Below are 14,409 nucleotides of genomic sequence, written 5' to 3'. Positions count from 1 at the left end.
GCGCGCCCGGGCCGGGGCGGCAGGACGATGCGAGGGAAGCAGGAAGCAACCAGCAGGAAGCCGGAAGCACAGGAACACGCACTCCGCGCCGCCTCGCCGCTCGCGCCAGCACCGCACTTCGGAGGACCGCCGTGACCGTCAGCCTTGAGCAGCTGCGCCGCTGCCATGTCGCCGTCGACCTGGGCGCCGCCCGCACCCGGGTCTTCGTGAAGGGCGCCGGACTCGTCGTCGACGAGCCGTCCGTCGCCGCCGTGAACACCCGCACCGGCGCGCTCATCGCCGTCGGCGCGCTCGCCGAGAAGATGACCGGACGCACCCCTGACTACATCCGGGTGGTCAGACCCGTCTCCGGCGGCACCGTCGTCGACATCGAGATGGCCCAGCGGATGCTCCGTCACCTCCTCGGTGACAAGCTCCGCCGCCAGCTGCGCCGCAAGCCCCGGCTGCGCGCCGCCGCCTGCACCCCGCACGACAGCGATCCGCTCGCCCAGCGCGCGGCCGTGGAGACCCTGGTCGGCCTCGGCGCCCGCCGGGTCGAGCTGGTCGACACCCTGATCGCGGCGGCCGTGGGCTGCGGACTCCCGGTCGAGCAGCCGACCGCGACCATGATCATGGTGTGCGGGGCGGCCACCACCCAGGTCGCGGTCCTCTCGCTCGGCGCGATCGTCACCGCCGAGCGCATCCCGGTCGGCGGCGACGCCATCGACCACGCGGTCATCCAGCACCTGCGCCACCAGCACGAACTGATGCTGCCGAGCCAGTCGGTCCGCCCGCTCCAGGTCGCCCTGCACGGCAACGGCCTGACGCTGCAGGGCCCCACGTTCACCGAGATCCACGGCCGTGACGTCGCCACCGGCCTCGCCCGCTCGGTGACCGTCGACACCGCCGCCGTGCGCCATGCCATCCAGACCCCGCTCACCGCCGTCCTCGACGGCATCGGCAAGATCCTCCGCGACTGCCCGCCCGACCTGGTGGCCGACCTCGCCGACCGCGGCATCATGATGGTCGGCGGCAGCGCCCTGCTGCCGGGCCTCGACCAGATGCTGCGCGAGGCGACCGGCATGCCCGTGCAGATCGCCGAACGGCCGGACGTCTGCGCCGTGCTCGGGCTCGGCGCGATGCTGGAGGGCCGGGTCCAGTCGCTGGTCCTCGACCCGCTGGCCGAGGACCGCCCGGCGGAGGACCGTCCGAAGGAGGACCGCCTGGCGGGAGACCGTCTGGTGGGAGACCGCCTGACGGGAGACCGCCTGGCGGGAGACCGTCTGGTGGGAGACCGCCTGACGGAGGACCGTCCGACCGGGGACCGGCCGGCGGAGGACGAGTAGCCCCGCCCGCCCTCACGAGGCCAGGCCAGGTCGTTTTGTACGACAATGAGACCGTGTCGATCACGGGTGCGGGCGCCGGAGCCGGGGACGAGCCGGAACCCCGCCTGCCCATGCTCCTCGACGCCGTCCTCGGCGTCGGCAGCGAACTCGAACTCCACGCCACCCTGCAGCACATCGTGGAGACCGCCACCGCGCTGACCGGCGCCCGCCACGGCACGCTCGGGGTCCTCGACCCCGAGCGCGGCCGCGTCACCGAGCTGTTCACCTGCGGCGGGCTCGAGGACGGTCCCGTCCCGCGGCCCGCCCTCGACGTGCCCATCCGCGTCCACACCGAGGTCTTCGGCCACCTCCACCTCACCGGCAAGGAGACCGGCGCCTTCACCGAGGATGACCTCGCCCTCCTCCGGGTCCTCGCCTCCCAGGCCGGCATCGCCATCGGCAACGCGCGGCTCTACGAGACCGCCCGCCAGCGCGAGCGCTGGATCGAGGGCGCCGCCGCCGTCACCACCGCCCTCCTCGCCGGAAGGCCGGCCGAGGACGCCCTGACGACCGTCGCCGAACGGGCCAGACTGCTCGCCGACGCCTCCGCCGGTGTCGTCCTCCAGCCCACCGCCGAGGGCGGCATGGAGATCGTCGCCGCCTCCACCCCGGACGACCCCGGCGACCTCGTCGGCACCACGATCGCGCCCGGCTCCCCCGTCCTGGTCCAGCTGCTCGGCGGCGAGCCGGTGTTCGTCGAGGACTCGGCGACCGACCCGCGGATGACCACGCACGTACGCAGCCGGTTCGGGCCGTCGATGATGCTGCCGCTGCAGAGCGGCGGGAAGCTCATCGGCACCCTCGCGCTGCCCCGCCGCCGCGGCGGCCGCCCGTACACCGCCGTCGACCGGCTGCTCGCCTCCCAGTTCGCCTCCCAGGCGGCGCTCGCCCTCGTCCTCGCCGACGCGCAGGCCGACCGCGAGCAGCTCGCCGTCTACGAGGACCGCGACCGGATCGCCCGCGACCTGCACGACCTCGTGGTCCAACGCCTCTTCGCCACCGAGATGATGCTGGAGTCCACCCGCCGCCGGGCCGCCGTGCACGAGGTGGACACGCTGCTCGGGCGGGCCGTGGACGAGCTGGACTCGACGATCCAGGAGGTCCGCACCACGATCTTCGCGCTCCAGCAGCCGCCCGCCGCCGCCCCGACCTCCTTCCGCGGCCGGGTCCTGCGCGAGACCGGCGGCGCGGCCGCACTGCTCGGCTTCCAGCCGTCCGTGCACTTCTCCGGCGCCGTCGACACCCTCGCCGAAGGGGACGCCGGAGCGGACCGGTTGCTGGCGGCGCTGCGCGGCGCACTCGCCGCGGCCCACCGGCGGCCGGGCGTCGGGGCCGTGACGGTCGAGGTGAGCGCGGGCACGGATGCGGGCGGGGGCGGGGGCCGGGACGTGGGCACGGAGGGGCTGCGGCTGCGGGTCACGGACGACGGGCGGCCGCCGACCGTGGTGACCTGGCCGTGAGAGACGTACGGGCGCCCGTACGGAGTAGCCCCGTGCGCCCGGTCTCCGTTCCCCGATCTTGACTGAGGGCGTGGACACCGAAGCGAAGATCCCCGCGGCCGTCCGCCCCGGTGGCGACACGCCCGCGCCCGACGTGAGCAAGGTCGCAGCACGCCGGCCCTGACGGCTGGGCAGAATGCGCCCATGAGTGCCCTGTTCCCGGCCCTGCGGGCCGCGACCGACCGACCCGCCCTGCGGTTCGGCGCGGAGACGTTGACGTACGACGGGCTGGCCCGGGCCGCCGGAACCCTGGCGGCCCGGCTCGCGGGCCCCTGGAAGGTCGCCGTCTGGGCCACGCCGACGCCGGAGACGGCCGTCGCGGTGGTGGCGGCCCTGCTCGCCGGGGTGCCGGTGATCCCGCTGAACCCGCGGATCGGCTCGCGCGAGCTGCACCACATCCTCGGCGACAGCCGGCCCGGCGCGGTGCTCGCCGGGGCGGGGGACGAACTGCCGCGCGAGATGGCGGGCCTGACGAGGATCGACGTCGACGTACGGGCGCCGGGGCGGCAGCAGGCGCAGGAGAAGGTGACGGACCCGGAGGCCCCCGCCCTGATCGTCTACACCTCCGGCACCACCGGCCCGCCCAAGGGCGTCGTGCTCTCCCGGCGGGCCGTCGCCGCCTCCCTCGACGCCCTCGCGGCCGCCTGGGCCTGGACCGGCGACGACGTCCTCGTGCACGGCCTTCCCCTCTTCCATGTGCACGGCCTGGTCCTCGGCGTCCTCGGCCCGCTGCGGCGCGGCGGCGAGGTGCGGCACCTGGGCGGCTTCTCCGTCGAGGGCGTCGCGAAGGAGCTGGGCGACGGCGGCGGGACGATGCTGTTCGGCGTGCCGACCATGTACCACCGCCTCGCCGAGGCCCTCCCCCACGAGCCCGCGCTCGTCCGGGCGCTGACGGCGGCGCGGCTGCTCGTCTCCGGTTCGGCGGCGCTGCCGGTGCACGACCACGAGCGGATCACGGCGGCGACGGGGCGGACGGTGATCGAGCGGTACGGGATGACGGAGACCCTCATGAACACCTCGGTCCCCGTCGGATCGGGCCCGCGCCCGGGGTCGGTGGGTCTGCCGCTCGACGGCGTCGAACTGCGCCTGGTGGAGGAGGACGGCTCGGTGCTCGGCCCGGACGCCTCCGACGGCGAGACGGTCGGCGAGATCCAGGTGCGGGGCCCGAACCTCTTCACCGAGTATCTGAACCGGCCGGACGCGACGGCCGCGGCCTTCACGGCGGACGGCTGGTTCCGTACCGGCGACATGGCGGTGCGGGAGCCCGACGGCTATGTCCGGATCGTCGGCCGCAAGGCCACCGACCTCATCAAGAGCGGCGGCTACAAGATCGGCGCGGGCGAGATCGAGAACGCGCTCCTGGACCATCCGGGTGTGCGCGAGGCGGCGGTGACCGGCGCGCCGGACCCGGACCTGGGCGAGCGGATCGTGGCCTGGGTCGTCCCGGCCGACCCGGCGGACCCACCGCCCGCCCGTTCCCTCGCCGACCACGTGGCCGCGCTCCTCGCCCCGCACAAGCGCCCGCGCGAGGTGCGGTACCTGGAGGCGCTGCCCCGCAACGACATGGGCAAGATCCTGAAGAAGGCGCTCCGTGACCGGGGCTGAGCGGCGGCCGGCGCGGTCCTGGATCGCCCTGGTCACGGACGACTTCACGCCCGCGGCCGGGCCGCCGCGGGCGGACGACGACTGGCTCCCGGAGGACGAGGGACGCGGGCCGGCGGACGACTGGACACCGGAGGAGGAGCCGAAGGCGCCGCTCGTCGCCGACGGGCCGATCGGCTGGGCCGGTTACGACGCCTCCCGCGCCCGGGCCGCCGAACGCACCGGCACGGACGAGTCGGTCCTCCACGGCACGGCGCGCATCGGCGGGCATCCCTGCGTCCTCGTCGTCTTCGAGTTCGGCTTCCTGGGCGGCTCGCTGGGCCGGGCGGCCGGTGACCGGCTCGTCGCCGCGTTCCGCACGGCGGCCGAGCGCCGGCTGCCGCTGGTGTCGCTCGTGGCGACCGGCGGCAGTCGCATGCAGGAGGGCATGATCGCCCTCACCCAGCTCCAGCGCGTCGCCGCCGCCTCCGTCCGCCTGCGCGCCGCCGGCGTCCCCCACCTCGCCGTCCTCCGCGACCCCACCACCGGCGGCGGCTGGGCCACCCTCGGCGCCGCCGCCGACCTCGTGCTCGCCCTCCCCACCGCCCAGGTCGCCTTCGCGGGCTCCCGCGTCCGCCCCGCCCACGCCGACCCGGCCGCCTACACGGCGGAGGACCAGCACGCCCACGGCCACGTGGACGCGCTCGTCGCACCGGAGCAACTGCGGGAGACCCTGGCGCAGTGGCTCCGCCTGCTGTCGCCGCGGCCCGGCCCGGCGGCGCCGGACGACGCCGGTGAAGCCCGAGTGGCCGGCCCCGCGCCCGCTCCCCCACCGCCCGCCCTCCGTGACCTTCCCCTCCCTCCCACCGGGTGGGACGCCGTGCTCCGCGCCCGGGAGGCGGGCCGGCCGCGCGCCGGCGCCTATCTCGACGCGTACTTCGAGACGCGCGCGGCCATCAGTGGGGACCGGGCCGGTGGGGTGGATGCCGGGGTGGAGTGCGGGTTCGGGGTGCGGCGGGGCGGGCAGGTGGTGGCGTACGCGGCGCAGTCGGGCGGGGCGACGCGGCCGGCCGGGTTCCGGACCGTGGCGCGGCTGATCGGGATGGCCGACCGGCTGGGGATCCCGGTGCTGACGCTGATCGACACGCCGGGCGCGGCCAACGACGCCGAGGCGGAGCGGGCCGGGGCGGGCCCGGCCATCGCGGAGGTGTTCACGGCGATCGCCGGGGCGCGGACGCCCGTGACCTCGCTGCTCGTCGGTGAGGGCGGTTCGGGCGGGGCGCTGGCGCTGGCCGCGCCGGGCAGCACCTGGGTGACGCCGGACGGTTACTTCTCGGTGATCGCGCCGGAGCTGGCCGCGCAGATCCTGAAGCGGACGCCGGACCAGGTGCCGGAGACGGCCTGCCAGCTCCGGCTGCGGCCGCAGGACCTGGTGGACCTCGGCGTCGCGCGCGGGATCGTCGGACCCGGGCAGACCCCGGGACAGCACGAAGCCCCCTCGCGGTGAGGGGGCTTCGCGGTGGTTCAGGCCGTCGTCAGCCGCCGATGCCCTGACAGATGCTGAAGTCCTCGCAGACGACGACCGCGCTGGTCACGACCGTCACGTCGGACCCGTCGGAGTCGTCGTCGTAACCGTGGGCGAGGGCGGTGCCCGAGCCCGCGAGGACGACGGCGGCGGCCAGGGCGGCCGTGGCGATGAACTTGCGCATGAAAACCTCCTGAGGAGCGGAGTTGCTCAGGGGGAGCCTCTCCGGGGCATAGGTCCGCGGCAAGCGCACGCGCCCTGGTCATGCTCCGGGATGACCCGTTCGGCGGGAGCGCTGTTACGTCCGGCCCGCCGCGCGCCCCCGTCTGGGCTACGGCGTCGGGTTGCGTCCGTCGTAGCGGCGGAAGCTCTTCCCGTACAGCGCGAGCAGGCCGATCGCGAGGACACAGGCGAGGCCGCCGCCGGTGATGGCCACGGCCGGGGAGGTGAGGTCGGCGACGGTTCCGGCGAGGAAGTCGCCGAGCCGGGGGCCGCCCGCGACGACCACGATGAACACGCCCTGGAGCCGCCCGCGCATCTCGTCCGGCGCCGCGACCTGCATCATCGTGTTGCGGAAGATCATCGAGACGGTGTCGGAGTAGCCGGCGACGGCGAGCAGCAGCAGCCCGAGCCACAGGTTGCGGGTGAGTCCGAAGACCGCGATGGCGGTGCCCCAGGTGGCGACGGCGAGCAGCACCGCCTGGCCGTGGTGGTGGATCCGGCCCTGCCAGCCGGAGAGGACGCCGCCGAGGAGCGCGCCGACCGCCGGCGCGGCGACGAGGAGTCCGGTGGTGCGGGCGTCGCCGTCGTACCAGAGCGCGGCGACGGCCGGGAAGAGCGCCCGCGGGTGGGCGAGGATCATCGCGCAGAAGTCGGAGAAGAACGTCATGCGCAGGTTGGGGCGGGTGGCGAGGAAGCGCAGCCCGTCGACGACCGAGGCCCGCGCCGCGCCGGCGCCGTCGACGCGCTCGGGCAGCATCGAGGGCAGCCGCCACATCGCGTAGAGGGAGGCGGAGAACGCGATCGCGTCGATGAGGTACGCGGCCTGGTATCCGGCCAGGCCGACGACGACGCCGCCGAGGCTCGGCCCGACGAGCATGCCGAAGGTCATGGTCATCGAGTTGAGCGCGTTGGCGGCGCGCAGCTGCTCGGCGGGCAGCAGCCGGGGGATCATCGAGCTGCGGGCGGGCGCGTTGAGCGCGGCGCAGACGGCCTGGAGCGCGACGATCCCGTACAGGAACCAGACGCGGTGGAAGCCGGCGAACGCGGCCGTGGCGAGCGCGGCGGAGAGCACGGCGAGGCCGGTGGAGCTGGCGAGGCCGAGCCTGCGCCGGTCGACGGTGTCGGCGATGGCGCCGCCGTACAGCCCGAAGACGACGAGCGGGACGAGCGAGAACAGCCCGACGAGGCCGACCGAGAACGGCGAGCGGGTGATGTCGTACACCTGGAGCGAGATGGCCAGGGTGGTCATGCCCTGGCCGACCCAGGTGACGGAGTTGCCGAACCAGAGGCGGCGGTAGTCGGCGGAGGTGCGCAGCGGGGTGAGATCGGCGAAGAGCCTGCGTTCCTTGGGCTCGGCCGCCTGGGTGGCGCTCACGCGGCGTCGGCCGTGACGGTGAGGTCCCAGTGGAGCTCGGGGCGGGCCCAGTGGATGCGCCCGGTGGGCTGGACGGTGCCGGTGCGGCGGGCTCCGGTACGCACGTAGAACTCCTCGGCGGGCGGGTGGGCCACGACCCGTATGGAGTCGAGGCCGGCGGCCCGGCCCTGCTCGGCCATGTGCGCCATGAGCATCCGGCCGATGCCGAGGCCCTGGGCGTCGTCGGCGACGAAGGCGAGGTCGAGCTCGGCCTCGTCGAGGAGGAGGGCGTAGAAGCCGAGGACGCGGCCGGCGGCGTCCACGGCGACGTAGACGGGGTGGTGCTCGATGTACGAACCGCCGACCTGGTAGCCGTCGACCATGGCGGCGTATTCGCCGGCGTAGGCGGAGGAGGTCCGGACGAGCCGGCTGAGCCGCTTGGAGTCGGCGGCGGTGGCGCGCCGCAGGGTGATGTCGTCGGGCATGGCCCGAGTATAGGACCGCACCTGCCACCGGGTCCTTACATTTAGATGTCGGACGCAGGAACCGTCATGACGTCCGCTCCGCCGCCCGCTTCGGCGTCCGCCCCGCCGGCCACGTCGAGGTCCGCCCCGACACAGCGCGCCACGTCGTCCGGGTCGACGGCGTCGAGCCGGGCGGCGAGGGCGTGGATCCGGTCCCGCAGCTCCTGGATCTCCGCGAGGTCGAGCCCGGTCGCGGCGGCGATCCCGCGCGGCACCCCGAGGGCCTTCTCGCGCAGCGCGGCGCCCTCGGCGGTGACCCGCACGGTGACGGAGCGCTCGTCTTCGGCGCTGCGCCGGCGCTCGACGTAGCCGGCCGCCTCAAGGCGCTTCAGCAGCGGGGACAGGGTGCCGGAGTCGAGCCGGAGCCGCTCGCCGATGCCCTTGACGGGCAGCTCGCCGTGCTCCCAGAGCACGAGCATCACCAGGTACTGCGGGTAGGTGAGGCCGAGCTCCTTGAGCGCGCCGCGGTAGACGCCGTTGAAGGCGCGGGAGGCGGCGTGCAGGGAGAAGCAGATCTGGTTGTCGAGCTTGAGGAAGTCCTCGTCCATGACTCCCAGGGTACGGGAGAGGCGCATCACACCCGATTCAGTTGTGCGCAACTCAATGGCGCGCTACAAATGAACGCAGGACAGCACGACCGGCACGACCGCCCGGACTCGCCCCTCCGAGAGGAACGGAAGAACCCATGGACGCCATCTACACCGCCGTCGCCACCGCCAACGGCCGCGAGGGCCGCGCCGTCAGCTCCGACGGCCGCCTCGACCTCCCGCTCGCCCACCCGGTGGCCCTCGGCGGCAACGGCGAGGGCACCAACCCCGAGCAGCTCTTCGCCGCCGGCTACGCGGCCTGCTTCGCCAGCGCCATGGGCGTCGTCGCCCGCCAGGAGAAGATCGACATCTCCGACGCCTCCATCACCGCCGAGGTCTCCATCGGCAAGGACGCCGCCGACGGCGGCTTCGGCCTGGCGGTCGTGATGCGCGCCGAGTTCCCGGAGCACCTGCAGGGCGAGGCCGGCACGGCGCTCCTGGAGAAGACGCACGCGTTCTGCCCGTACTCGAAGGCGACGCGCGGCAACATCAAGGTGGAGCTGGTCGTCGAGTAGGTGACCGGCGCGCCTTCCGGCGTGGCTTTCTGAGGATTCACGACGCCCTCGGTGGAGTTCCTTCCACCGAGGGCGTTCGGTTGTGAGTTTTCACGTTCAGGCACGGGGGATTCGCCTGCCGTACGACGGGCAGTCATGGAGCGGCCGCCGGGCGGTGGTTCACGGGCGCTCTCCTTGGGGCGCTCGTCGCCGGCTCCGGCCGGCCACGGCACGCGCACCCGCATCCGCTCCCATCCCGGAGGGCTACTCCCCCATGGCCGACCTCAATCGTCGCCGGTTCCTGCAACTGGCGGGCGGTACCGCCGCGTTCACCATGCTGTCCGACAGCATCGCCCGCGCCGCGTCCATACCCGCGCAGGGCGCAACAGGCACTATTCAGGACATCGAGCACATCGTGGTCCTGATGCAGGAGAACCGTTCCTTCGACCACTATTTCGGCGCCATGAAGGGCGTGCGCGGCTTCGGCGACCCGCGCCCGGTGACGCTGCCCAGCGGCAAGCCCGTCTGGTACCAGTCGGACGGCTCGAAGGAGACGCTGCCGTTCCGGCCGACGAGCGACAAGCTCGGCATGGAGTACCTCCAGGGCCTCAACCACGACTGGGCGGGCGGCCACAGCGCCTTCAACAAGGGCAAGTACGACAACTGGGTGCCGGCCAAGACCAAGGCGACGATGGCGCACCTGACGCGCGACGACATCCCGTTCCACTACGCGCTCGCCGACGCGTTCACCATCTGTGACGCGTACCACTGCTCGTTCATCGGCGCGACCGACCCGAACCGCTACTACATGTGGACGGGTTACGTCGGCAACGACGGCACCGGCGGCGGCCCGGTCCTCAACAACGCCGAGGCGGGCTACGGCTGGACGACGTACCCCGAGCGCCTGGAGGCGGCGGGTGTCTCGTGGAAGATCTACCAGGACATCGGCGACGGCCTGAACGCCGCCGGCTCGTGGGGCTGGATCAACGACGCCTTCCGCGGCAACTACGGCGACAACTCGCTGCTCTACTTCAACAACTACCGCAACGCCCAGCCCGGCAACCCGCTCTACGACAAGGCCCGCACCGGCACGAACGCCAAGGCGGGCGAGGGCTACTTCGACCAGCTGCGCGCCGACGTGCAGGCCGGCCGGCTGCCCCAGGTCTCCTGGATCGCGGCGCCCGAGGCGTTCTCCGAGCACGCCAACTGGCCCGCGAACTACGGCGCCTGGTACATCGCGCAGGTCCTCGACGCGCTCACCTCGAACCCGGACGTGTGGGCGCGGACGGCGCTGTTCATCACGTACGACGAGAACGACGGCTTCTTCGACCACGTGGTGCCGCCGTACGCGCCGGGCTCGGCCTCCGAGGGCCTGTCCACGACCCCCACGGCGCTGGACTACTTCCCCGGCAAGACCGGTTACGTGGCCGGCCCCTACGGCCTCGGCCCGCGCGTCCCGATGATCGTCGTCTCCCCGTGGTCGACCGGCGGCTACACCTGCTCCGAGACCTTCGACCACACGTCGGTCATCCGCTTCATGGAGAGCCGCTTCGGCGTGCGCGAGCCCAACATCTCGCCGTGGCGCCGGGCCGTCTGCGGCGACCTGACCTCCGCCTTCGACTTCTCCCGGACGCAGACCCAGCCGGCCGCGCTGCCCTCCACGGCCGGCTACTACCCGCCGGACCAGAACCGCCACCCCGACTTCCTGGCCACCGCCCCGGCCGTCGGCACCATGCCCCGCCAGGAGCCGGGCGCCAAGCCCACCCGCCCGCTCGCCTACGCCCCGTACGTCGACGGCGCCGCCGACACCACCGCGGGCACCTACCGCCTCACCTTCAGCGGCGGCCCGGCGGCGGGCGCGCAGTTCTACGTCACCTCGGCGAACCGCACGGACGCGCCGTGGACGTACACGGCCGAAGCGAACAAGTCGATAACCGACACCTGGAACACCAAGTACTCCAAGTCCCTCACCGACCTCACCGTGCACGGCCCCAACGGCTTCCTGCGCCGCTTCCGCTCCCCCGGCAAGACCGCCGTCCCCGAGGTCAGGGCCCGCCACAACGCCGCCACCGGCGACCTCGACCTGACCTTCACGAACGCGGGCACCACGGCCACGGTCACCGTCACCAACGCCTACGGCGGCAGCCCGGTGACCCTGTCCGTCGCGAAGGGCGCGACGGTCACGTACACCGTCCCGCTCTCCGCCTCCGCCCGCTGGTACGACGTCACCGTCACGTCCTCCGCCGGCACGGACTACCTCCGCCGCCTGGCGGGCCACGTGGAGACGGGCGCGGCGGGCACGTCGGACCCGGGCATCCTCACGTACTGACCGGCTGACGTACTGACGTAGTGACGTACTGACGGCGGACATGCCGCCGGGGCGGACGAGTGCGCTCGTCCGCCCCGGCTCGGTCCCGGCGCTCCGGTCAGCTGAGGGCGCGCTGGTACTTGTACGTGACCTTGCCGTCGGTCAGGTCGAAGTACGCGGCCGGCGGGAACAGGCCGGTCGAGGCGTCGCACTTGTAGGCGAGCTTGTGGCCGGTGGTGGCGGGCCAGTTGGGGTAGGCCTCCTCCTGGACCACGCACGAGTCCTTGGACACGACCGACCAGAACTGCGTCTCGCCCATGCCCAGCTGGACCTTGTTGTACTTGGCGAGCGTCATGGACGGCTTCACCGGCTTGTACAGGAGCTCGTTCTGCTTCGACACCAGCTTGCCGGCCGAGTTGAAGTTGAAGTTCCCGTACGGCACGTAGTCACCGCTCGCGGTGAAGCACTGGATGGTCATGGTGCTGTTCTCGCACCAGCCGCTCGCGCTGCCGGGCGGGGGCGACGTCGGCGCCCCGACGACCGTCTGCCAGACGGTGGCCCGGTCCGTGCCGAACGGCACCGCGGCGTACTCCTCGGCCGTGAAGCTGAAGGTGTCCGTCTGCGCGGCCTGGGCGGCGCCCGTGCCGCCCAGCATCGCCGCGCCCACCGCGACACAGGTCACCGCGGCGCGCCATGCCTTCTTCATGTTCTCCACCCTTCTCAACGGATTTCTCCGGATGCGCGCCATCCTTTCGAACGGCACTCTTCCGGTGATCTCCGCCGAATCCAGGCGGTGCTGGGCGGCCCCAGGCAGGCGGCGCCGGGTCAGGCGAGCGTGGCGCCCAGGGACACGGGCCGCAGGGGGCGGGGGTCGAGGACGTGGCAGCCGGTCGGGGCCGCCTCGGAGAGGCGCGCGGCGGCGGACGGGCGTGCGGTGTGGGCGGACGCGGTGGACAGGGCCGTCAGCGGGGTGACCATGTCGTCGTGGTGGGTCGGGATCAGCAGGGGCGGGTTGTCCGTGGCGCGCAGCAGCCGTTCGAGGTAGCGGTGCACGGCCTCGTGCGAGCTCATCGGCACCAGGGCGACGTCCGGCCGGATGCCGGAGAGTTCCCGCTCGACGAAGTTGCTGGCGCCCATGAGCAGGATCCGCGGACCGCCGTCGACGGACACCTGGTAGGCGAAGGTGTCGCCCTCGACGAGGTCGCCGAGGGTGGCGGGCCGGCGCGGCGGTGCGACCCTGGTGCCGGGCGCGAAGTAGCCGTGGTCGGGGAACTGGCTGTGCAGGCTGCGGAAGACCTCCACGGTGTACCCGTCGAACTGCAGGTACTCGCCGCCCTTGACCTGGATCACGTCGGCGACGCGCGCGGGCGGCGTCTCCATCGCGGTGAGCAGGTGGCGGACGGTCTCGTCGCAGACGGTGCGGATCCGCGACCGGCGCCACTCGGGGCGGGCGAGGAGCTGGGGCACGTCGGCCACGTGGTCGAAGTGGCCGTGGCTGACCAGGATCAGCTCGGGTGGGCCGGTCAGGTGGTGCGCGGCCACCTGCTCCACCGCGGCCCGGTCGGTGCGCAGCGGCAGCCGCGGGTCGAGCGTGCCGGTGGGCCCCAGGCAGGGCATGCGGCTCAGGTACGGGTCGAAGACGATGCTGCGGTCGCCGCCGATGACGATCTCCCAGCCGGCGACGCCCAGCCAGCGCAGTTCGACGGGCGTGGAATAGGGGCCGCCGCGTCCGGGCACCGGCGCGGCGGTGGAGGGGCCCGCCCCGGCGACCGCGGCACCCGAGGCCGCGAGAACTCCCTTGAGTACCGTCCGTCGTCCAGCCAACGTTGCCGCCATCCCTGCCGTGCGTGAGCCCCCGTCGATTGCGGCGACCATACGGGAGGTGTCGGTACGTACAGGCCCTTTCAGGTCACGCTCGGTCCTCGACCCTCCGAAAGAGGGATCCGGCGCGGCGGAGCCGTACACGCGTGCGGGCCCCCGTCCCGCACCGGAGGGTGGGGACGGGGGCCGCGGAGGGACGTCAGCGCGGGGTGCCGGCCCGCAGGAAGTGCTCGTCCTGACGCAGGATCGCCTGCATCACCTTCGTCATGGGAACGCCCGGGTTGATCCCGATCTGCTCGCGCAGGATCTTCTTCGCCTGGTGGAAGACCTGGATCGCGTCGGCCTGGCGGCCCTCGGCGTAGTACGCCTTCATGAGGTTGACATACAGGTCCTCCCGGAAGGGGTCGTGGTCGACGAGGCCGTTCAGGCGGGTGATCGCCTCGGTGTAGTAGCCGAGGCCGAGGTCCGCCTGGGCGCGGAGTTCGACCGCCGCCGTGCGTTCCTCCTCCAGCGACTCGGCCTTGAGCCGGAGCCGGCTGGAGGTGACGTCGGCGAGGGCCGGGCCGCGCCAGAGCGCCTGGACCGCGTCGAGCTTCTCGGCCGCGTCCCGGTGCCTGCCGCGCTGGTGCAGTTCCCGGGCCTTGCGCACGGCTTCTCGGAACACGAAGAGGTCGATGGACTCCTGTGGGATTTTCAGTTCGTAGCCGCGGTCGTGCGAGCCGAGCATGTCGCGTGGCAGCCCGGCCTGCATCAGGGCCTTGCGGACCATCCAGGCCGAGGTCTGCAGCTGGCCCGAGACGGTGAGCGGCGGCTCGCCGTCCCAGGAGTCCTCGATGATCGCCTCCTTGGAGACGACCTGCCCGGCCCGCAGCGCCACCGAGGCGAGGAAACGTCTCTGCCGCTGTCCCTGCATCGGACACGGCACGCCGTCTCTCACCAGGGCCACCGGGCCGAGGAGTCGGATCGTCACGTCATTCCAAGTACTCATTGCGTTCTCCCCCGTCGTAGACAAGCCATGCCGCGACCCGGGAGTGGGCGGGCACAGCTGGAATGCGTTCGTTTGGCGAGTACTTGCCAGGCCTTGCAGGTGCGCGCGCCTGTCCTCGGTGGTGCGGACGGACGGCGTGGGC

The 14,409-nt window shown here is 73.2% G+C and carries 13 protein-coding genes; 6 read left to right on the top strand and 7 right to left on the bottom strand.

The window, feature by feature from the left end; all coding sequences use genetic code 11:
* Positions 1–131 precede the first annotated feature (131 nt).
* The 4 genes from ACIRSU_RS18235 (at position 132) to ACIRSU_RS18220 (ending at position 5,951) form a co-directional block, all read left to right on the top strand.
* Positions 132–1,325 carry a rod shape-determining protein gene (locus tag ACIRSU_RS18235; RefSeq protein WP_403793215.1) on the top strand — a complete coding sequence of 398 codons (1,194 nt, stop codon included), beginning with the start codon at positions 132–134 and terminating at the stop codon, positions 1,323–1,325.
* 110 nt (positions 1,326–1,435) lie between these two features.
* The gene (locus ACIRSU_RS18230) at positions 1,436–2,824 is read left to right on the top strand and encodes a GAF domain-containing protein (protein WP_403793629.1); all 1,389 of its coding nucleotides are present in this window, start codon (positions 1,436–1,438) and stop codon (positions 2,822–2,824) included.
* A 183-nt stretch (positions 2,825–3,007) separates the two neighbouring features.
* Entirely contained in the window at positions 3,008–4,468 is a 1,461-nt protein-coding gene (locus ACIRSU_RS18225) for an acyl-CoA synthetase (protein WP_403793213.1), read from the top strand.
* Entirely contained in the window at positions 4,455–5,951 is a 1,497-nt protein-coding gene (locus ACIRSU_RS18220) for a carboxyl transferase domain-containing protein (RefSeq protein WP_403793211.1), read from the top strand. The genes ACIRSU_RS18225 and ACIRSU_RS18220 overlap by 14 nt, the downstream gene beginning before the upstream one ends.
* 28 nt (positions 5,952–5,979) lie before the next feature.
* On the opposite strand, the gene ACIRSU_RS18215 is transcribed toward ACIRSU_RS18220, so the two are convergent.
* The 4 genes from ACIRSU_RS18215 to ACIRSU_RS18200 form a co-directional block, all read right to left on the bottom strand.
* Positions 5,980–6,153, bottom strand: coding sequence for a hypothetical protein (locus ACIRSU_RS18215; protein ID WP_403793210.1), 174 nt, complete (start codon positions 6,151–6,153; stop codon positions 5,980–5,982).
* A 147-nt stretch (positions 6,154–6,300) separates the two neighbouring features.
* Positions 6,301–7,566: an MFS transporter gene (locus ACIRSU_RS18210; RefSeq protein WP_403793208.1), complete on the bottom strand. Its 1,266-nt coding sequence runs from the start codon at positions 7,564–7,566 to the stop codon at positions 6,301–6,303.
* Positions 7,563–8,030 (bottom strand): GNAT family N-acetyltransferase, encoded by a 468-nt coding sequence (locus ACIRSU_RS18205; RefSeq protein WP_403793206.1) that lies wholly within the window; start codon positions 8,028–8,030, stop codon positions 7,563–7,565. Before ACIRSU_RS18205 ends, ACIRSU_RS18210 begins: the two co-directional genes overlap by 4 nt.
* Positions 8,031–8,071: 41 nt before the next feature.
* Complete coding sequence (locus ACIRSU_RS18200; protein WP_403793204.1) at positions 8,072–8,644, bottom strand: MarR family winged helix-turn-helix transcriptional regulator; 573 nt, start codon at positions 8,642–8,644, stop codon at positions 8,072–8,074.
* A gap of 110 nt (positions 8,645–8,754) precedes the next feature.
* Here ACIRSU_RS18200 and ACIRSU_RS18195 point away from each other — a divergent pair, with 110 nt between their 5' ends.
* Both ACIRSU_RS18195 and ACIRSU_RS18190 read left to right on the top strand, forming a co-directional pair.
* Positions 8,755–9,171 carry an organic hydroperoxide resistance protein gene (locus ACIRSU_RS18195; protein ID WP_403793202.1) on the top strand — a complete coding sequence of 139 codons (417 nt, stop codon included), beginning with the start codon at positions 8,755–8,757 and terminating at the stop codon, positions 9,169–9,171.
* Positions 9,172–9,424: 253 nt separating this feature from the next.
* On the top strand, positions 9,425–11,479 hold the full coding sequence (locus ACIRSU_RS18190) for a phosphocholine-specific phospholipase C (RefSeq protein ID WP_403793201.1): 2,055 nt from the start codon (positions 9,425–9,427) through the stop codon (positions 11,477–11,479).
* 97 nt (positions 11,480–11,576) lie between these two features.
* Here ACIRSU_RS18190 and ACIRSU_RS18185 read toward each other — a convergent pair whose 3' ends face one another.
* From ACIRSU_RS18185 to ACIRSU_RS18175, 3 genes are all read right to left on the bottom strand, one after another.
* The gene (locus ACIRSU_RS18185; RefSeq protein WP_403793199.1) at positions 11,577–12,164 is read right to left on the bottom strand and encodes a BLIP family protein; all 588 of its coding nucleotides are present in this window, start codon (positions 12,162–12,164) and stop codon (positions 11,577–11,579) included.
* Positions 12,165–12,283: 119 nt separating this feature from the next.
* The gene (locus ACIRSU_RS18180) at positions 12,284–13,282 is read right to left on the bottom strand and encodes an MBL fold metallo-hydrolase (RefSeq protein WP_403793197.1); all 999 of its coding nucleotides are present in this window, start codon (positions 13,280–13,282) and stop codon (positions 12,284–12,286) included.
* A 196-nt stretch (positions 13,283–13,478) separates the two neighbouring features.
* On the bottom strand, positions 13,479–14,267 hold the full coding sequence (locus tag ACIRSU_RS18175; RefSeq protein ID WP_403793196.1) for a BTAD domain-containing putative transcriptional regulator: 789 nt from the start codon (positions 14,265–14,267) through the stop codon (positions 13,479–13,481).
* Positions 14,268–14,409 lie beyond the last annotated feature (142 nt).

Source organism: Streptomyces sp. NPDC101160 (genome assembly GCF_044768205.1).
GTDB lineage: Bacteria > Actinomycetota > Actinomycetes > Streptomycetales > Streptomycetaceae > Streptomyces.
This window is presented reverse-complemented; position numbering and strand designations above follow the sequence as displayed.